Consider the following 18,727-nt stretch of genomic DNA (forward strand, 5'->3'; position numbering starts at 1 on the left):
AACCGAAAAGGACGATCCTGTTTCCATGCCTGCCGTTGCTGTCACTTTGACTCATGTCGTTTATGGAAATATTTCCAGCGACATCGTTTTGTCGGCTACGACTGCCTATTTGAGTAAATCAGTTGTTGCCGCTCCGATTGCCGGATACATAATAAAAACGTATGTGCAGGCGGGAGACAAAGTAAAAAGCGGAGAACCTTTGTATGAACTGGAAAGCAAGGAGCAGCACACCCTTTCATCTGCAGGTATACCGCCGATAACCGTCTGTGCCGGACAAGACGGTATCTTACTTGATGTGTTGCGGCAGAAAGGGGATTATGTGCCGGAAGGCACGGAATTGTGTACGCTGGCAGACTCGGGAAGCCTTGTTTTCTTGTTGAACGTGCCTTATGAGTTTTCTGGGTTTGTTGCTCCCGGAGCTGTTTGTACCCTGGAACTTTCTGATGAGACTCATTTGCGGGCGACGGTCGGCGGTCCGCTGGCCTCAATGGACACTTTTTCACAGACGCAACCGGTTGTAGCGCATGCGGATGTATCGTTTCTGCCCGAAGGCATGCATGCAAAGGCTGTGATACGTACCGATGAGAAAGGCTTGCACATGCTGTTGCCCAAAGGTGCCGTACAGAGTGATGAAAGTCTTTCCTCTCATTGGGTTATGAAACTTCTGAGTGACAGTATGGCTGTTCGGGTTCCTGTGAAAACAGGGGACAGCCGTAACGACAGTATAGAGGTTGAGGGACCGTTGAGCCCGGATGACCGCATTGTGCTGACCGGAGGCTATGCGTTGCCGGACAGCAGCAAAATCATTGTCAGCCATGAATAAGAAAGGACTTCACCAGCTTTATGCCAAGCCCATCCTTTTTGTAGGATTGCTGCTTCTGTTAGCGGGCGTTTACAGTTACATGCAGATGCAGATCAGCTTGTTTCCGGAAGTGCTGTTTCCGCGTATCACGGTCATAGCCGATGCCGGGCAGCAGCCGGTCGACCGCATGATGATCACTGTTACCAAGCCGTTGGAGAGTGCTGTCAAGAAGGTGCCGGGCACAACGGTAGTGAAAAGCAGCACTTCGCGCGGCAGTTGCGTCATTGATGTGTATTTTCAATGGGGGCTGGACATTTACGCGCTGAAAACGCAACTGGAGAGCAGGATCAACGAAATAAAAAGTTTTCTTCCCGCAGGCACGGTCATTTCTACGGAGGCAATGAACCAGTCGCTCTTTCCCGTTTATGGCTTTACGCTTGAAAGCAGGACACATAGTCGGATTGCTCTCCGTGATGTAGGGAATCTGGTTGTCCGGCCGATGTTTTCACAGGTAGACGGCATCAGCAATGTAGTAGTCCGCGGCGGCAAGGCGAAAGAGTTTGTAGTGAAGCCGGATGCTGTGAAGATGTCTGCATTGGGCATTACTCCATCATTGATAAAGGCGGCCTTTGAGCAAACCAATTTTGTGCTGGGAAACGGCAATGTCGCTGATTACGGCCGGCTCTATCTTTCGTTGACCGATACGCGCATCCATGATCTGGAAGATCTGAAAAATACTGTTATCCGTAATGACGGCAAGCGCGTCATTCGTCTCTGTGACTTTGCTGATGTAGGAATACAGGAGCAGCAGGAATTCTTGAAGATCAATGCAGATGGAAATGACGCCGTATTGATTGATCTGGTGAAGCAGCCTGGGGTAAACCTGCTGACATTTGCCCGAAGTATGGAGCTGAAGGCCGAAGAGATACGCGGCCAGCTTCCTGAAGGTTATAAACTGAAGCCTTACTATAACCAGAGTGCTTTTGTGGGCGACAGTATCCAGGGCGTGTTGCGGACGATTTATGAAGGACTTTTTCTTGCCCTTGTGGTGATGGTGCTGTTCTTGCATTCGTGGCGGTCGAGTCTGGCGGTGATGCTTACCATTCCCGTAACGGTAGCCTTCAGTATTCTGCTGTGCTATCTGGCAGGCATTGGCATCAACGTGATGTCGCTTGGCGCGATGGCAGCATCTGTGGGACTGATAATCGACGATGCCATCGTTATCATCGAGCAGATATACCGTGAGCACGAAGAACATCCCGGCAGCGACCGCTTCGCCGTTGTACGCCATGCCATCCGCGATCTTTTTCCGGCGATGGTGGCATCGTCGCTGGCAACGATCGTCATTCACTTCCCTTTCCGTCTAATGAGCGGACTGGCCGGCAGTTTTTTCAAGGAACTGTCTGATACGATGCAGCTCACGATGGTGGCATCTTTCCTTGTGACATGGCTGCTGTTGCCTGTGCTCCACCTGCTTGTTGGATACCGGGAGAAATTGCGCCCGCGGGTGCTGGATGCCAAAGAGCTGGAAGAATCTTCCATACGCAAGGTGCATTTCCTTACCTGTTTATACAGGAAACCGGCCGTTGCCTTTTGTTTTGTGCTCTTGCTGATTGGCGGCGGCTGGTATGCTTCCACACAATTGCCTTCGGGCTTTCTTCCCGATCTGGATGAGGGGACCATCGTGCTCGATTATCACTCTCCGTCTGGTACGGACATTGAGGAAACCGACAGGTTGTGCCGTCAGATGGAGCGCATTATATTGGCCCATCCCGATGTGGAAACCTATTCGCGTCGTACTGCCCTTGGCATGTCATTCAAGACACGTCCCACAAATTTTGGCGATTACCTTATCCAGTTGAAGAAAGACCGCAGGAAATCCACGCCTGAAGTTATCAGCGACTTGCGCCGCAGTCTTTCTCAGGTCGTTCCGGCAATGACTATCGACTTCGGCCAGCGTATCGCTGATCTCTTGGGAGATCTGATGAGTACGCCGAAGCCTGTTGAAGTGAAGCTGTTCGGCGACGATTATGCTATGCTGCAACGTTTGGCAGCCCAGGCAGAAGAAGTCATGCAGTCGGTTCCCGGTGTGGTAGACATAGATGACGGCCTGGTGCCTGCCGGCGCTTCGCTGGTATTCATCCCTGACGAGGAACGGCTTTCGCAATTCGGCATATCCTTGACAGGTTTCCAGGAGCAGCTTGCGATTTATACGGGCGGCATTCCCTTGTGCCAGGCGGAAGGGATGATAGAGCCGAATCCTGCGCAGGCATCCTTGACGGGCGGACTGCAAATCGGCTCTGTGCAGGACGGCGAGCAGATGCGCCGCATCCTTTTGCGCTTTACCGATTTTGCCGACAATTCGCCCGAACTCTTGCAAAGGCAGCTCATTTTTTTGCCCGATGGCTCCACACGTCCGCTGTCGTTCTTCTGCGATGTGCAGGTTGTTCCCGGCGAAATAGAGCAACGGCGTGAGGACCTGAAAAGCAATGTCACTTTGACGGCCCGGCTGGAGAAGCGTGATTTGGGAAGCGCCGTTGATGAGGTCAGGCTGGCTCTTGGGAAACGACTGAAACTGCCGCCCGGCTACAGCATTGCTTTCGGCGGAGCATATACCGAGCAGCAAAAGTCGTTTCATGAACTGGCGATGATTCTGAGTCTGGCCACTCTGCTTGTTTTTGCGGTGCTCATGTTTCTGCTGCGCGAATGGCGGTTGTCGCTGGCTGTGCTGACGGTATCATTGACGGGTATCTGCGGTTGCCTGCTGGCCCTGTGGATTACCGGCGTGCCACTGAATGTCAGCAGCTATACGGGCATCATCATGATTGTGGGCATCTTGGCGGAGAATGCCATATTCACGGTATGGCAATACAGGATGAACCGGCGGAGAGGAGGTACGGTGGAAGAATCTGTTGATTACGCTATCGCTCTGCGCATACGTCCCAAACTGATGACTGCTATCGGAGCTGTCCTTGCCTTGATGCCGCTTGCTCTGGGATGGGGAATGGGAGCACAGATGCAGCAGCCCCTGGCTGTGGCGGTGATTGGCGGATTTGTGGCAGGACTGCCTTTGCTGCTGATGGTGCTGTCGGCACTGATGCGGAAAATTCATAGGTGAAATGCCCTTCTTCAAAATTCCTACAAAATTTCGCGTTATTTTTGCCGGATATAATATTTTTGTAGATAAAAATGTCCTTTAGCCGGCTGAAGGGGAAACGGCTTTCTCTGACAAAGGCCCTTCCGTCGTCGTTGAAATGCCTGTCTTTAACTTAGAGATATGTATCTTTAAGCTGGAGATATAGATCTCCAGGCTGGAGATGCATATCTTTAGGCTAGAGATAAAGATTTCGACGGATGGCATCCGGTTTTTGTCGGCTTTCCGCCGTGTTTCAGGCTGCGGACTTTTTATTGGCTAAACTGCATACATGCATGAAAAAATAAAGTCCCTGAACTTGGGACTGGCACATCTTTGAGATAGATATAAATATTATGTGGAAATACTATGCACTGCTGTCTGCCTTCTTTGCCGCGCTGACTGCTGTCTTTGCCAAAGTGGGCGTAAGGGAAATCAATTCAGATCTGGCCACTGCTGTCCGCACTACGGTCGTTTTGCTGCTGACATGGGGCATCGTGCTGTTCGGTTCGCATGCAGGAGAGATAAAGGATATACCGCGCCATGCGTGGCTGTTCCTGATATTGAGCGGAGCGGCGACGGGCTTGTCGTGGCTGTTCTACTTCAAGGCATTGCAGACGGGCGACGTTTCGCGCGTGGCACCGATAGACAAACTGAGTGTCGTGATAACCATCTGCCTTTCGTTTCTGTTTCTGAGAGAGCCTGTCAGCCTGCGGGTTGTGGCAGGTGCACTGCTGATTACGGGCGGAAGCATTTTAATGTTAGTCAAATGAAACTGCTGATAATAGAAGACGAACTGGAACTCTCGGCCAGCATTGTGGCTTACCTCAGTTCCGAAAATTATGTGTGTGAACAGGCGTTTACGTATGACGATGCGCTGGAAAAGGTAAATCTTTATGATTACGACTGTGTGCTGCTTGACCTGATGCTGCCCGGCGGAAACGGACTGGACATTTTGCAGGAGATCAGGGAGAACCGGAATTCCGTTGGGGTTATTATCGTGTCCGCCAAAGACTCGCTGGACGACAAGGTGAAAGGGCTGAAGATCGGCGCGGACGACTATCTGGCCAAGCCTTTCCACTTGCCCGAGCTCTCGATGCGCATCTATGCCATTATCCGCCGCAGGGAATTTGCGGCAAGCAATCTGTTGCGCAGCAACGGCATTGAAATCAATCTGCCTGCCAAGTATGTATGTGTCGGAGGACGGCCCGTTGTACTGACGCGGATGGAATATGAACTGCTGCTGTTTTTCATAGGCAACCGGAACAAGGTGGTGTCGAAGGCTTCTATGGCTGAACATCTCAGCGGCGACATGGCGGATATGCTGGACAATCACGATTTCGTTTATACGCACATCAAGAATTTGAAAGCGAAATTGGCGGAAGCGGGGGTGCGTGACTGCATCAAAAATGTGTATGGGACCGGATATAAGTGGCTGGAGAGATGAAGAAGTGGAGCCTTTCGCGGAAGATGCTGACGCAGTTTGTCGTCTGCATGGCGGTGTTGCTGCTGCTTGCCACACCGTTGTTTTATTTTCTGACGAAGCATTATTATGCCGAAGATATGATAGACATTGTCGAAGCTGTGGGCCAGGGCAAGCCTATTCCTCCTCTTGATCTGGAGCAGGATATCATGCAGGGCGTGATGATACAGTTCGGCGTGATAGTGTTTGTGCTGGCAGTTTCGACTGTGCTGACCGTGCGGTTTATTTCCCGGCGGCTGTGGAAACCGTTTGACGAAACCTTGCGGCGGATCGAAAGTTTCCGTCTGGAAGACGGTGTCCTGCCGGTGCTGGCTGACAGCGATGTCGCTGAATTCATCCGTCTTAACCATGCCTTGCAGACTCTGATGCAGAACAGTCTGGCCAGCTACCGCACGCAAAAAGAGTTCACAGAAAATGCTTCGCATGAGTTGCAGACTCCGCTTGCAGTTTTTCAGAGCAAGCTTGACCTCCTGCTCCAGCAGCCCGGACTTACCCGGCAGCAGGCCGAACTGATGCAGGGCTTGTATGAAACGTCCAATCGTCTTGCCCGTCTGAACCGTAACCTGCTTCTGCTGGCCAAGATAGACAACCACCAGTACGGACAGATGGAGGAGATAAATCTCGGAGATTTTCTTGACGAGCTGCTTCCGTCGCTCGAAATCTTGTCGGGGAGCATTGTCCTTCATAAAGATTTCCGGAACATGCTGACTGTATGCGCCAACCGGACATTGCTTGAAAGCCTTGTAAACAACTTGGTTGTGAATGCGGTCCGGCATAACCGCCCGAACGGAGAAATCACGCTTGCCGTAGCCGGCAGGCAGCTGATCCTGTCAAACACTTCAGACGAGCCTGCATTGGACAGCCGGCAGATATTCAACCGATTCTACCGTCCTTCGGAAAAGACGAAAGGTAGCGGTCTGGGACTTGCCATTGTAAAAGCCGTTTGCGAGTATCACGGATGGATGGTAGGCTATCAGTATAAGGAAGGGAAGCATTGCTTCACGGTCAGTTTTTAAGATGGTAGTCTGCAAAACCCGGCATCCGTTTGCTGCCTGTTTTTCCGCTTCCTGGCGCAACGCAATGGCGTAACTTCAAAATTATCACAAACTTCAAGACGTATTTTTGCTGCCATAACATTAAAAGATAAAGACTATGGCATTGCAAGAAGAATTGGAATCGCAAGGCAACTGGTTGTTCCGTCGCCGGAGCCTTTTGCCGCTCGCTGTATTGTTGGCGGGTATTTTGGTACTTCTGTTTACGGTCCGCACTGTCGGAACTGTATTTTCAACAGTCCTTCCTTATTGGCAAGTATACGAATGTCTGTGCCTTGCGGTAAGTCTGGCAGGAACCTGGGTGCGCATTTATACCGTAGGACATACTCCCGTAGGCACTTCGGGCAGGAATACAGCCGGACAAGTGGCAGACAGTCTGAATACGACCGGCATTTATTCGGTTGTAAGGCATCCGTTGTATCTGGGGAATTTTCTGATGTGGCTCGGCATTGCCTTGCTGACCTGCAATATCGGTTTCGTCACAGTGTTCATATTAGGCTATTGGATCTATTATGAGCGTATCATGTATGCGGAAGAACAGTTTCTTCGCCGGAAATTTGGCGACACTTACTTGCATTGGGCTGAGCAGACTCCGGCTTTTCTGCCCCGCTTTAACCGTTTCAAGCCGTCCGGACTGCCGTTTTCATGGAAAAAGGTGGCCAAAAAAGAAAAAAACGGTGTGTTTGCTCTTTTCCTGCTATTCAGCCTGTTCGATTTTATTGTTGCTTGGCAGGCTCCGTCTGTTTCTGTCAATTTCGGTCTGCTGGTCATGACGGTTGCAAGCGGCATCGGATATGTGGTGCTGAAATATATCAAGAAACATACGAAGCTTCTTGACGAGCAGGGCCGGTAAACAGGTATGGCAGGAGATGAAAGCGTTATTCTTCTTTGTCCTGACCTGCTGGTATATGCCGTGTGCGGCATACACCGTAACCGTACATATCAGGGAACAGAAAACGGAACGGCCGATGGAGTTTGCGGATGTTGCTCTTTATCGGGCGGCGGACAGTGTGCTGGTTGCTGGATCCGTGGCAGACTCGGAAGAATGTTTTGCGTTCGGTTCGGTGGCTGCGGGACGCTATTATGTGAAGTATGGTTTTATGGGCTATGAAATGCGCTGTTCGCCGGCGTTTGCAGTCGGGAAACAGCGTGTTGCGGATTTAGGCACATTCTATCTTTGCCGGTCTTCCGGGCGGTTGGAGAAAGTGGTAGTGGAGGCACGTCGGCCTACGTATGTGCAGCGCATTGACAAACGAGTCTTTTATGCAGGTGAAGATCTGATGAGCGTGTCCGGCTCTGTCAGTGATCTGATGCGTGACATCCCCTCGGTGCAAGTGGACGTGGAGGGTAATTGGCCAGAATACTGGCTACCAGGGAGTACGCTACCGTAATGATGATGAGAATGTCAAGCAGTGGGAGGCGGTAATTGCCATATTCCAAATGTGAATAAAAGGGAATCAAGGTACTGCCCAGGATTTTGCATTATGGCAAGGGTTCTGTTGCATCTAAAATTTTCTCGATGTTTTGAATGAACTCATTTATTGCATCAATAACATCTATATCACTTCTTTCAGCCAAAACAATCAGCCACCAGATGCATTCGCCTATTTTGCTCCGTAAGATATTCTTATCGTCTTGATTGGGCCAACGGTTCTGAATGGACATTATATTCCTTCCTACCAGCGAAGCGTCAGTTATAAATGCTAAGGCATCTTCAGTCAGATTCCATTTTTCGCCATGAAGCGTGACTTCTAGCTTATGGTATTTATTGCGGATTGCCATTGACCGCTCTACAATGTTTTGCAAATTGTGATTTGTATCCATTACATTCAATTTTAAAATAAATGTTTCATATAACAAGGGAAGCCGGACAAAGGTTTGCAATATGAGCTAAATACTATTGTTTTGACAGCAGATTTTGCTTCTCATCATAGTTGTCATATTTCCTTCTGTCCATTTTGGGAAGGCAACAATGGAAAGGAACAGACCGGTTAAGGAAAAAGGAATCCATAGAATGCCATACAGTTTGGCGATGAAGTTAGTCTAATATCAACTGACTACTGCGCATTTTACTTGAAGAACTTGTGGTTCAGGTATGGAAATCATTTATGGTTTTAATGACTGCCATGACGGAAATGATGAAAAACTTCTGTTATAGGTGCGAGAGTATCGTTTATAAAAAGTTATCCCCTGTGCTTTTTTCTAAAATCAGTAGGGTTGCAGCTTTTGTATTTCTTGAATAGCTTGTTCAAATGGCTTTCATCTGTGAATCCCAATTCTTCTACTATTTCGTTGATTCTCATTTCGCTGTGCAAAAGCCTGCTTCCCACCATTTTCATTTTATAGTTGAAGATATATTGCTGCATGGTTTCATTGGTCTGCTTTTTGAAGTATCTCCCAAGGTAATTAGGCGAAATTCCAAAATGTTGGCTTATCGTTCTGGCCTTTATTTTTTCGGGGAAACAGATGTTGGACTGAATGTATTGTAAAATGTTCAGTGACTTATCTTCCGAGTTTTCATCTATTTGTTCCGGCAGGAATAGGGCAATGTTACGGGCGACAATGATGACAATCGTGTTGATTAATTGCGTAATAATTTCACTGCTGTATATGTTTCTGTTCACATATTCACGGATAATCGCTTCTATCATGGGCTTGACCAGCAATTTGTCGGTTTGGTTGCGCAAAATGCAGCCGGGACGATGGTTGGCGTGTTGCAGTATAAATTCTAGTCGCCGGCTGTTTTCTGTTCCCAAAACAGCCGAATGAATGTAGATGTCATTGAATTTTATATATACGAACTTTGTGGTAGTGTGAATGTCGAATGAATGTGTATCTCCGGGAGTAATCATGAAAAGATGTCCGTCGTGATAAAGGAATTTGTTGTTGTTTATCCACTGGACACCTGTTCCCGATAATATATAGACCAGTTCGAAAAAAGTATGGTCATGCTCTTGTAGTTGCGACTCGTCTAGTTCGCTGAAACTGATTTCAAACGGTTGGTGCAGATTCTCTCTTTTCATCTGATGTAATTTGCTGTTTGCTGTAAAGATACAAATAAAGAGAAAAAGAATACAGATCTTATCGCATGGATATGTATAACTTTGCCGGAAATAGAAGGATAGTAGTAACTTTTATCATGATTGGATATGAAAACAGAATTGGAAAAATGCTTGTCGGGCGAATGGTACGACTGCCACGCTCCCGTATTTATGGAGTTCAAAAGAAAAACGCATGAGCTGTTGCTGAAATACAATGCATTGCCGTATGATTGTAAAGAAGAAAAGTATGCGCTGTTGAAGGAAATGTTTGAAAGTATTGGCGAAAAGGTTTCTGTAGGGCATGCTTTTATGTGCGACTATGGCTGTAACATCAGCATAGGAAACAATGTCAGCATAAACACCGGATGTACTTTTGTGGATTGCAATAAAATCACAATCGGAAACAATGTGCTGATAGCTCCGAATGTACAAATTTATACGGCTACTCATCCGGTGGAACTGAACAAACGCTTAGAACCTGTAGAAAAACAAAATGAGATCGAATATATCCGCCACACGTATGCTTTGTCTGTTACTGTTGAAGACGGCTGTTGGATTGGCGGTGGAGTCATTATCCTGCCAGGTGTTGTTATCGGCCGGGGTAGTGTTATCGGGGCAGGTAGCGTTGTCGTTAAATCGATTCCGGCAAATAGTCTTGCCGTGGGAAACCCCTGTAAGGTAATTCGGAAAATCAATCTTTCAATATAGCCATGATTAAATTGGTTGCTTTTGATCTGGACGGCACAATAGGCAACACTTTGCCGATGTGCATACGGGCCTTTAAGGAAGCTGTACAGCCATATGCTTTGCATGAATTGTCGGACGAGGAGGTAGTACAGACTTTTGGACTGAACGAAGAAGGCATGATAAGGCGTGTTGTCGGCGAAGCACACCGCCAACAGGCACTGCATGATTTTTATGTAATTTATGAGGAATTGCATAAAACAATGTGTCCGAAGCCTTTTGAGGGAGTGCGTGAACTGATAGCCTTACTGAAGCAAAAGGGTATTATAGTGGCGCTTGTTACTGGAAAGGGGACAAAGAGCTGTGATATTACACTGCGGCAATTTGATATGGAAACGTGTTTTGCAAAGATTTTTACCGGAAGTGCTGAAAGAAATGTCAAGTCGGAAGCCTTGGATGAGATGTTGCATACCTATCATTTGTCAGCAGATGAAATCGTATATATTGGAGATACGGTTTCGGACATAGAAGAGTGCCGGAAAGCGAAGGTGAAATGTTTGTCTGCCGCATGGGGTATTTCACAAGGCGAAGCTTTAGAGCATCATAATGCGAATAATGTCTTCCGTTCCGTATCGTCCATATCCAGCTTTCTCTTATCTTGAATAAAGTTGCTGGTAATTGTAGATTTTAAACGGCTCTAAGGATATGAAAACTTGTTGGCGGGATTAAGGGCCTGATAACAATATTGCTTTATTGGAAAATTTAAACTCTAAGCAGGCTAGTGCTTGATTCTGCCAATAGGTAAGGCCGGTATCAGTTTTTGGTTTACATCTTGGTTTACATCAGACGTTAAAAACCAACGTATAAACACGAAAAAAGCGATTACCTGTTTTAGATAACCGCTTGATTTTCTGGTGATCCGCTTGGGGCTCGAACCCAAGACCCCAACATTAAAAGTGTTGTGCTCTACCTGCTGAGCTAGCGAATCAAACCCTCTTGCTGTCATTTTTGATAGCGTGTGCAAAGGTAGGGACTTTGTTGCAAACTGCCAAATTTTATCATTGTTTTTTATGTGCTTTTGTTATTTTCCTGATGTATTTAAACCTAAATCTGTCGAAACAGGACCGCATTTGTTGTTGCTCATGCTTTACTTCCCTTCTTTTACGGCTTTCTGGTAGCAGCGTCTGCATAAAGGTTCGTATTCTTCCTGTTCTCCCAATAAGACACGTTTGTCATTTTTTACGGTACGGTGCGACAGATAGGCCAGATTGCCGCATTTGACGCATATGGCGTGAACCTTTGTCACTTCATCAGCGATGGCACAAAGGGCAGGTATTGGTCCGAAAGGTATTCCTTTGTAATCCATATCCAGCCCAGCCACTATAACCCGGATTCCTTGGTTGGCGAGTTCGTTGCATACATGTACAAGTCCGTCATCGAAGAATTGCGCTTCATCTATTCCGACGACATCAATTTCTGAGGTGAACAGCAGGATACTTCCTGATGATTCGATGGGAGTAGAGTGGATGGTGTTGTTGTCGTGTGACACCACGTCTTGTTCCGAATACCGGGTGTCGATTGCAGGTTTGAATATTTCAACTCGCTGGTGGGCGAATTTCGCACGTTTCAGACGCCGGATAAGTTCTTCAGTCTTGCCAGAGAACATTGAGCCGCAAATAACTTCAATGCGTCCTCTGCTGGCTGTTTCTTCTTTCATATCTTCTGTAAACAGATTCATTGTATTTTGATTTTTATGCTGCAAAAATACAATTTAACTCTGAATTATAAAGAATTTCAGCTTGTCATGTTTCAGAAAAGTGAAAGGTGAAACATCTGTTAAATATTAGCCGATTTTCATTGATGGATGCATTTTCTTTTTACCTTTGTTCTATAAGACTAGTTTTAGCTATGGGTAGACTATATGTAGTGCCCACTCCGGTGGGAAATCTTGAGGACATAACTTTGCGTGCCATTCGGGTGTTGAAAGAGGCTGATTTGATTTTGGCTGAGGATACTCGCACGTCGGGTATTCTTTTGAAGCATTATGGGATCAAGAATGCCATGCAGTCGCATCACAAGTTCAATGAGCACCAGACGGTTGAAGGGATTGTCAGTCGGATTAAAGGCGGAGAGAATGTAGCCTTGATTTCGGATGCAGGAACGCCTGCCATTTCAGATCCCGGTTTCTTGATCGTGCGTGAGTGTGTAAGAAACGGAGTTGACGTGCAGTGTCTTCCCGGTGCCACAGCATTTGTGCCGGCATTGGTGTCTTCGGGATTGCCGGACGAGCGTTTCTGCTTTGAAGGATTTCTTCCTCAGAAAAAAGGGCGCATGACTCGTCTTAATGCTTTGAAAGATGAAACCCGGACGATGGTCTTTTACGAATCGCCCTATCGTTTGGTAAAGACTCTTTCACAGTTTGCCGAATATTTTGGCATGGAGCGGCCGGTGGCTGTTTGCAGGGAAATTTCCAAGGTGCATGAAGAATGTGTCAGGGGATCGCTGCAAGAAGTTATTGCGCATTTTCAGGAAAAAGAACCTAAAGGTGAAATTGTCATAATTGTAGGTGGTAAAGAAGACTAATTATAAATTCATAAAAACTGAAGTCTATGAAAAAGATTGTGTTATCTGTATGCTGTATGGCCGCACTGTTGGCTTCGTGCAACAATATGGGGCAGAATAAGGATGCGTTACAGGCGCAGAACGATTCGCTGATGCTTGAACTTTCGAACAGAGATGCTGAGCTGGATGAAATTATGGGATCTTTCAATGAGATTCAAGAGGGATTCCGTGAAATCAATGAAGCGGAGAATCGTGTGGATTTACAGGGCGGCACATTGGAGAGCCAGTCGTCGGCTGATAAGATTAAAGAGGATATCCGTTTTATCAGTGACAAACTGAAGTCCAACCGTGAGCAGATAGCTAAACTGGAGGAACAGCTCAAGAACAGCAATTATCAGTCGGCACAGCTGCGCAAGGCTATCAAGAATCTGACCGCTGAACTGAATGCCAAGCAGCAGCAAATCGAAACGCTCCAGGCTGAACTGGCTTCTAAGAACATCCGTATCGCTGAACTTGATGAAGCGGTGATGGATTTGAACAAGAATGTAGATGAACTTAGTGCAGAGAATGAAGCGAAAGCTAAAACGGTTGAAGCTCAGGACAAGGCACTTAACACTGCATGGTATGTGTTCGGTACAAAATCTGAGTTGAAAGACCAGAAGATTCTCAAGCGCGGCGATGTGTTGAAAGACAATGAGTTCAACAAGGATTATTTTACTCAAATCGATATCCGCAAGGATAAAGAAATCAAATTGTATTCCAAACGTGCCGAGTTGTTGACCACTCACCCTGTGGGTTCGTACGAGCTGGTTAAGGACGATAAGAACCAGTTGACGCTTAAGATTACGAATCCCAGCGCTTTTTGGAGTGTGTCAAGGTATCTGGTAATTCAAGTTCGCTGATTATTGGACGTTTCTGAAGATCAGGAAGAAATAGAGTTTTGTATTGAGTGAGGGTCCGGCATGAGTCGGACTCTTTCTTTTGACCCTTACGTGTCGTATCGCGCTTTGTCGCATTGTATTCTGTGGCAGATGCCGGAACTGTAATCGAAAGCCGGCACGACCAGAGGTGGCTGTAAAAAATAAACTTACCCAAGAATCTTGCGTTTGCAATCTTGGGTAAGTTTGATATTGGTATGCGGGCATGTTGCGGCATGCCCTTTTGAGTGTTAATAGCCCTGGTTTTGTTTCAAGGAACCTTTAGAAACATTGATTTCTGCTTGAGGTATCGGCAAAACAGTGCGGTAATCATCATATGTGATTTCTCCTGCATACGGATTGTTTACAGACTTTTTGTTTCGCCACATATCCCATGCCATGTGTCCTTCGCCATTCAGTTCCAAACGACGTTCGTCTAGAATTTCATCCAAAGTAACGTTGGATACATCCGAATAGCTTTCGATTCGTTTCTCGCGCAGCTGATTGATGTATGAGGCTGCGTTTCCGGAATTTGCTTTCAATGCTGCCTCTGCTGCAATCAGGTACATTTCCGACAGGCGGATAACCTTTGGGTTATTCACGTAAATCTCTCCGTTACGTCCCGGGTACTTCTGCGAGAAAGTGCCGCTGATGTTTCCATCCTGTTCTGTTGCCACAACTGTGCTGCGGATGTCGCCCGAGTGTCCGTTCAGGAAGGTCTGGAAACTTGTGCTCAGTGCTGCTTCTGCATAGCCCTCTGCGTGGGTATAGTATCCCAGCGAATTGCGTTGAGGGTTGTAGAGAGAGGTTACTTGAATCTCCAGAATGCTTTCTGACGTATATTCGCTGCTCCATGCGCCTGCATAGTCATCTCTTTCATAGAGAGAATATACGTCTGAATTGATTACATCCTCGGCATCCTGAAGGGCGAGAGAATTGTAGTCTGTTCCTCCGCAATTGTCCATGTACAGGTACACGCGGGCGCGCAGTGCAAGAGCGCCCCAGTAGTTGAAGTGTCCGTTATTCGTTGTGGTAGCAGACTGAAGATAACCTAAGGCTGTTCCTAAATCGCTGATAATCGCCTCGTAAGTAGCTTTCAGGCTGGAGCGTGTTCCTATATAGTCCGAGTCATGGGTTTCCAGAGAAAGCACGATTCCCGGTTCGTTTTCCCAGTCGTTCACTGTAGAAGGAAGTTTCGCGAACAGACGCGCCAAATCGAAATGGAATAAAGCTCTCAGCGCATAAAGTTCGCCCAACTGAGCGTTTACATCTTCTCCTTCAAGCCCTGCTTCTTTCACTCCTTCCAGCACTTTGTTGACGCGTGCAATGGAAAGATAGAACCGTTTATAGAAGTTGTCTGCCGAAACGCTTCCTGAAGGAGTGGCCTGATACCTGGATACATCGGTTGCCTGATTATTGTATCCGAGGCACTGGTAGTCGCTTCCCTTCATATCTGCGTAGAGAGTGAAGTCGCCGGCATAACTTCCCCTGTAGTTCGATCCGTTGTCTATGGCGTTTGTCTGGCTTTCGTAGACTCCGTTTACAGCATATACCAGGTCATCGTAGCTCTGAATGGCAGTCGAAGATTCCCATGAATTGGAGGGTTCTTTGTCAAGCACATCGCAGGACACGGTGGCCAGTCCCAGTGCGAATGCCGCTATGTAATGTAATTTCTTCATTGTTCGTTGTTTTTTTAAAGTTCAATATTAATACCGAATACGCAACTTTTCAACTGAGGTGTATCAGCCTGACGATATCCGTTGATGGCAACATCCGGATCCACATGCTTGGTCTTTGCCCAAATCATGGCAAGGTTGTTGGCACGGAAATATACGCGCAGGCGATTGATGTATTTCTTAGAAATCGGGATGTTGTAGCCCACTGTCAGTTCGCGCAGGCGGATGTTGTCTGTCGACTTGATGTGGCGGCTTGAGAACTGGTCTGAACGTCCGGTTGCAGCTCCTCCGTAAACAGGTTTCGGATTGTCTACAACATCTCCCGGCTGGGTCCAGTAGTTTCCGGCCACATCAGCTTCGGGCACCATTGAACCGAGGCGGTATCCGTCGTGGTGTGAGAAATAGCTCGGATAATCAAACATGTCACCTCCAAACTGATACGTGATCAGGAATGAAAGATCGAAATCTTTGTAGGTAAACGTATTGGTCATACCACCCATTACATCAGGCAGCGCTTTTCCTACAATGCCCCACTGAGCCTCGCTATAGTTGGTGGTTGTTCCTTTCGAGTGGTCATTCGGGTCTATCCAGAATTCTCCATATCCCGTTTCGGGGTTCACGCCTTTCCATTCCGGCAGGTAGAAACTGTACATTGATTCACCTTCGCGGTGCATATACATCTGTCCGTCACCGTACTGGATGTCTTCTCCATCCGGAAGCTTTTCTACGATACTGCGCTGATAAGTCAGGTTGAAGTTGGTGTTCCAGGTAAAGTCTTTGTGGATGATGTTCTTGGAGTTAATTTCGATTTCTACACCATCATTCTTCAGTTCACCCAAGTTGTCCCATTTGCTGGAGAAGCCGGTTACGTATGAAGTGGGGACATTGAAGAGCAAATCGGTTGTTTTCTTCAGATAATATTCAGCGCTTAAAGTTACGCGGTTGAACATGTTCCACTCGAATCCTACGTTCAGGTTTTTTGATTTTTCCCATGTCAGCGTTTCGTTCGGCAACTGATACCAGTAGATTGCCGGATTGTTTCCGTATCCGGAACCTACATACAGGTCTTTGTAGCCATAGTAGTCGGTCGGCAGATTACCGTTTGTTCCGTATGAGAGTTTCAGCTTGAAGTCTGTGAACAAAGGCATGTCTTCCATGAATCCTTCCTTGCTCAGACGCCATGCTCCAGAAATAGACCAGAAGTTTGCCCAGCGGTTTTCTTTGCTCAAGCGTGAAGATCCGTCGCGACGGAAGCTTCCAGACAGATAATACTTGTCGTCGAAATTGTAGTTGACATTGCCGAAGTAAGACAGCATTCCCGAACCATACGTGCTGCTGGATGCCTGTGAGGGCTGTCCGTTAGACAATTCGGGCAGATGGTTTGAGTAATTCTGCGCCACTGTTACGATAGACAGCAGGTTCTGGTTCTCCAATTCAAATCCCAACAGGACAGACAAGTTGTGCTTCTCCTTGAATGTGTCCGTATAAGTCAAGGTGTTTGAGCTGGTCAGCGTAGAGTTTTCAAATGTATAGCGGCTACCCATACCTCCTACAGATGCTCCGTTAACTCCGTCGCGGTCCCAATATTCGAAATGCTTGTTATCGATATAGTCGTATCCGAAAACCGAGCGGAAGAATATTTTGTCGAGGAAATGCAGGCTCAGTTCGGCGTTGGTCATGCTGCGGAACATCTTGCTTTGAATCCATTCCATAGCAGTGTCGCTATCCTTGCCTCCTAACATCAGGTGGGGGTTGCTTACCTGTCCGTAACCTGCGTTTTCGTTGTAGGTCCCGTCTTCGTTCTTTACGGGTGCTGTCGGATCCATCGCAAACAAGATACCTAGCGGAGAGCTTGTTCCGAGTCCTTGCGCCTGGTCGTTTTGATCACGGAATCCGTTCTGTGTCGTTGATGCGATCATCTGTTTTACAGAGAAATCAGCCCAGTCTGTAATTTTCTGGTCTACATTGATTCTGCCCGAAATACGTTGGAAATCACTTCCCAGTACGATACCTTCGCTTTTGTTGTAACCGAATCCGGCGTAGAATCTGGTGCTTTGGTTACCTCCGTTCAGCGATACTTGGTGATTTTGAGTAACTGCCGTGCGGTAGATCTCATCCTTCCAGTTCGTGCTGTATTTTCCGGTTGTGTCGTACAGGAAATCACCGACTCCTACATTCTGTGTCGGATCTCCGTTGTAAGTGTCTGCTGCTGTGTATGCGGCATTCTTGTCTGTAAATCCTTCATGCTCCATGTAGTAGTTGGCTACGGCTTCGCGTACATAATTCTTGTAGTCTGTAGCGTTCATCATCTCGAACTGGTTGACAGCCATTTTGTTCCAGCCCACTTCTCCATTGTATGATACGCGGGTTTTTCCTTCCTTTCCGCTCTTTGTTGTGATGATTACCACGCCGTTGGCTGCGCGCGAACCATACAGAGAAGCGGCAGCTGCATCTTTCAGGATGGTCATGCTTTCGATATCGTCCGGATTCAGCGTGCTCAATACGCTTTGTGACTTTCCGTAATAGCTCATGTCATTGTCCGATTTCATTATCACTCCGTCGATGACATAAAGCGGAGTGGTAGAACCGTTGATAGAGCCTACACCGCGGATATTCATTTCACCCATGGATCCCGGGTCGCCAGTAGCTGATGCAATGCGGACACCAGTTACTTTTCCGCTGAGTGCTTTGTCGATAGATTCGCGTGATCCTGATGTTATTTGGTCGGCATGGATGTTGGTTGCTGACCCTGTAAACGAGGACTTCTTTGCAGTGCCGTACGCTACCACCATTACTTCGTCCAGCACCTCTGAATCCGATTTCAGCACTACGTTCACAACCGGCTTGATATCAACTTCCTGCGTCTGCAACCCGATGAACGAAATGATCAAAGTACCGGCCGAACTTGGCACATTGTTCAATGTAAAATTACCATCAATGTCAGTAACGGTACCTACTGTAGTACCCTTCACCAACACTGATGCGCCCACTACGGGTAAACCGTCCTCATCGGAAGTGACATGACCCGTCACTTTCTTGACTTGAGCGTTTACCAGACCTATACCTATCATCAGGAAGGTCATTAACAGCATCAATTTTCTTTTCATAAAAACCTCTCTTAAAGTTTAACTTTACATTAATAAAATTTATTCACTCTAACAGTTTGCAAAAATAGAAATATATTTTCAGACTTTTGTACCATTTTCCAAGGAATGTATTCAAAAAACTGCTTTTTAACACTTTTATCGCAATTTTTCTTCCAAATACACGTTTTACAGTGAATATTTCTTGCATATAAAATTATTTGGCGCAAATATTGTGTCTGCATGAACTATTTGAACATTAACTTTTAATTTATAAATAAAACCATTGTATAT

The 18,727-nt window shown here is 46.9% G+C and carries 16 protein-coding genes and 1 tRNA gene; 11 read left to right on the plus strand and 6 right to left on the minus strand.

All coding sequences use genetic code 11. The features are described from left to right. The 7 genes from NW212_RS08655 to NW212_RS08685 form a co-directional block, all read left to right on the plus strand. Positions 1–823 (plus strand): efflux RND transporter periplasmic adaptor subunit (locus tag NW212_RS08655; RefSeq protein WP_258338253.1); only part of this gene is annotated, 823 nt, incomplete at its 5' end. Beyond that, on the plus strand, positions 816–3,920 hold the full coding sequence (locus NW212_RS08660) for an efflux RND transporter permease subunit (protein ID WP_258338254.1): 3,105 nt from the start codon (positions 816–818) through the stop codon (positions 3,918–3,920). The genes NW212_RS08655 and NW212_RS08660, both read left to right, overlap by 8 nt. 371 nt (positions 3,921–4,291) lie before the next feature. Then, positions 4,292–4,708, plus strand: a complete 417-nt coding sequence (locus NW212_RS08665; protein ID WP_258338255.1) for an EamA family transporter — start codon at positions 4,292–4,294, stop codon at positions 4,706–4,708. Next, entirely contained in the window at positions 4,705–5,382 is a 678-nt protein-coding gene (locus NW212_RS08670; protein ID WP_258338256.1) for a response regulator transcription factor, read from the plus strand. The genes NW212_RS08665 and NW212_RS08670 overlap by 4 nt, the downstream gene beginning before the upstream one ends. Further along, positions 5,379–6,434 carry a HAMP domain-containing sensor histidine kinase gene (locus NW212_RS08675; RefSeq protein ID WP_258338257.1) on the plus strand — a complete coding sequence of 352 codons (1,056 nt, stop codon included), beginning with the start codon at positions 5,379–5,381 and terminating at the stop codon, positions 6,432–6,434. The genes NW212_RS08670 and NW212_RS08675 overlap by 4 nt, the downstream gene beginning before the upstream one ends. Before the next feature lie 136 nt (positions 6,435–6,570). Further along, a complete protein-coding gene (locus NW212_RS08680; protein ID WP_258338258.1) occupies positions 6,571–7,323 on the plus strand; it encodes an isoprenylcysteine carboxylmethyltransferase family protein in 753 nt (250 codons plus the stop codon). 16 nt (positions 7,324–7,339) lie between these two features. Beyond that, entirely contained in the window at positions 7,340–7,861 is a 522-nt protein-coding gene (locus NW212_RS08685; RefSeq protein WP_258338259.1) for a hypothetical protein, read from the plus strand. A gap of 91 nt (positions 7,862–7,952) precedes the next feature. Here NW212_RS08685 and NW212_RS08690 read toward each other — a convergent pair whose 3' ends face one another. Beyond that, positions 7,953–8,294 (minus strand): MazG-like protein, encoded by a 342-nt coding sequence (locus NW212_RS08690; protein ID WP_258338260.1) that lies wholly within the window; start codon positions 8,292–8,294, stop codon positions 7,953–7,955. 359 nt (positions 8,295–8,653) lie between these two features. Further along, positions 8,654–9,493, minus strand: coding sequence for an AraC family transcriptional regulator (locus NW212_RS08695; protein ID WP_258338261.1), 840 nt, complete (start codon positions 9,491–9,493; stop codon positions 8,654–8,656). A gap of 126 nt (positions 9,494–9,619) precedes the next feature. Between NW212_RS08695 and NW212_RS08700 the strand changes: the two genes are divergently transcribed. Both NW212_RS08700 and NW212_RS08705 read left to right on the plus strand, forming a co-directional pair. Continuing rightward, positions 9,620–10,219, plus strand: coding sequence for a sugar O-acetyltransferase (locus tag NW212_RS08700; protein WP_258338262.1), 600 nt, complete (start codon positions 9,620–9,622; stop codon positions 10,217–10,219). A 2-nt stretch (positions 10,220–10,221) separates the two neighbouring features. Beyond that, positions 10,222–10,857, plus strand: a complete 636-nt coding sequence (locus NW212_RS08705; protein WP_258338263.1) for an HAD family hydrolase — start codon at positions 10,222–10,224, stop codon at positions 10,855–10,857. A 250-nt stretch (positions 10,858–11,107) separates the two neighbouring features. On the opposite strand, the gene NW212_RS08710 is transcribed toward NW212_RS08705, so the two are convergent. After that, positions 11,108–11,183, minus strand: a tRNA-Lys gene (locus NW212_RS08710). A gap of 159 nt (positions 11,184–11,342) precedes the next feature. After that, positions 11,343–11,933, minus strand: coding sequence for a thymidine kinase (locus NW212_RS08715; RefSeq protein WP_258338264.1), 591 nt, complete (start codon positions 11,931–11,933; stop codon positions 11,343–11,345). 170 nt (positions 11,934–12,103) lie between these two features. Here NW212_RS08715 and rsmI point away from each other — a divergent pair, with 170 nt between their 5' ends. Both rsmI and NW212_RS08725 read left to right on the plus strand, forming a co-directional pair. Next, positions 12,104–12,778, plus strand: coding sequence for a 16S rRNA (cytidine(1402)-2'-O)-methyltransferase (rsmI, locus tag NW212_RS08720; protein WP_258338265.1), 675 nt, complete (start codon positions 12,104–12,106; stop codon positions 12,776–12,778). 26 nt (positions 12,779–12,804) lie between these two features. Next, positions 12,805–13,659 (plus strand): hypothetical protein, encoded by an 855-nt coding sequence (locus NW212_RS08725; RefSeq protein WP_258338266.1) that lies wholly within the window; start codon positions 12,805–12,807, stop codon positions 13,657–13,659. Positions 13,660–13,925: 266 nt separating this feature from the next. Here the strand turns inward: NW212_RS08725 and NW212_RS08730 are convergent, their stop codons facing one another. Together NW212_RS08730 and NW212_RS08735 are read right to left on the minus strand one after the other, a co-directional pair. Further along, positions 13,926–15,353 (minus strand): RagB/SusD family nutrient uptake outer membrane protein, encoded by a 1,428-nt coding sequence (locus NW212_RS08730; RefSeq protein WP_258338267.1) that lies wholly within the window; start codon positions 15,351–15,353, stop codon positions 13,926–13,928. A gap of 14 nt (positions 15,354–15,367) precedes the next feature. Next, positions 15,368–18,457, minus strand: a complete 3,090-nt coding sequence (locus NW212_RS08735; protein WP_258338268.1) for a TonB-dependent receptor — start codon at positions 18,455–18,457, stop codon at positions 15,368–15,370. Between the last annotated feature and the right edge of the window lie 270 nt (positions 18,458–18,727).

Origin of the sequence: Bacteroides sp. ET225 (genome assembly GCF_024733745.1) — a bacterium.
Lineage (GTDB): Bacteria > Bacteroidota > Bacteroidia > Bacteroidales > Bacteroidaceae > Phocaeicola > Phocaeicola excrementipullorum.

What these genes read in the sequence shown, in the direction of transcription:
- NW212_RS08660 (WP_258338254.1), top strand. Translation starts at nt 816, where the DNA reads ATGAATAAGAAAGGACTTCACCAGCTTTATGCCAAGCCCATCCTTTTT.
- NW212_RS08735 (WP_258338268.1), bottom strand. Translation starts at nt 18,457, where the DNA reads ATGAAAAGAAAATTGATGCTGTTAATGACCTTCCTGATGATAGGTATA.
- NW212_RS08665 (WP_258338255.1), top strand. Translation starts at nt 4,292, where the DNA reads ATGTGGAAATACTATGCACTGCTGTCTGCCTTCTTTGCCGCGCTGACT.
- NW212_RS08670 (WP_258338256.1), top strand. Translation starts at nt 4,705, where the DNA reads ATGAAACTGCTGATAATAGAAGACGAACTGGAACTCTCGGCCAGCATT.
- NW212_RS08730 (WP_258338267.1), bottom strand. Translation starts at nt 15,353, where the DNA reads ATGAAGAAATTACATTACATAGCGGCATTCGCACTGGGACTGGCCACC.
- NW212_RS08685 (WP_258338259.1), top strand. Translation starts at nt 7,340, where the DNA reads ATGAAAGCGTTATTCTTCTTTGTCCTGACCTGCTGGTATATGCCGTGT.
- NW212_RS08700 (WP_258338262.1), top strand. Translation starts at nt 9,620, where the DNA reads ATGAAAACAGAATTGGAAAAATGCTTGTCGGGCGAATGGTACGACTGC.
- NW212_RS08725 (WP_258338266.1), top strand. Translation starts at nt 12,805, where the DNA reads ATGAAAAAGATTGTGTTATCTGTATGCTGTATGGCCGCACTGTTGGCT.
- NW212_RS08680 (WP_258338258.1), top strand. Translation starts at nt 6,571, where the DNA reads ATGGCATTGCAAGAAGAATTGGAATCGCAAGGCAACTGGTTGTTCCGT.
- NW212_RS08715 (WP_258338264.1), bottom strand. Translation starts at nt 11,933, where the DNA reads ATGAATCTGTTTACAGAAGATATGAAAGAAGAAACAGCCAGCAGAGGA.
- NW212_RS08705 (WP_258338263.1), top strand. Translation starts at nt 10,222, where the DNA reads ATGATTAAATTGGTTGCTTTTGATCTGGACGGCACAATAGGCAACACT.
- NW212_RS08690 (WP_258338260.1), bottom strand. Translation starts at nt 8,294, where the DNA reads ATGGATACAAATCACAATTTGCAAAACATTGTAGAGCGGTCAATGGCA.
- NW212_RS08695 (WP_258338261.1), bottom strand. Translation starts at nt 9,493, where the DNA reads ATGAAAAGAGAGAATCTGCACCAACCGTTTGAAATCAGTTTCAGCGAA.
- rsmI (WP_258338265.1), top strand. Translation starts at nt 12,104, where the DNA reads ATGGGTAGACTATATGTAGTGCCCACTCCGGTGGGAAATCTTGAGGAC.
- NW212_RS08675 (WP_258338257.1), top strand. Translation starts at nt 5,379, where the DNA reads ATGAAGAAGTGGAGCCTTTCGCGGAAGATGCTGACGCAGTTTGTCGTC.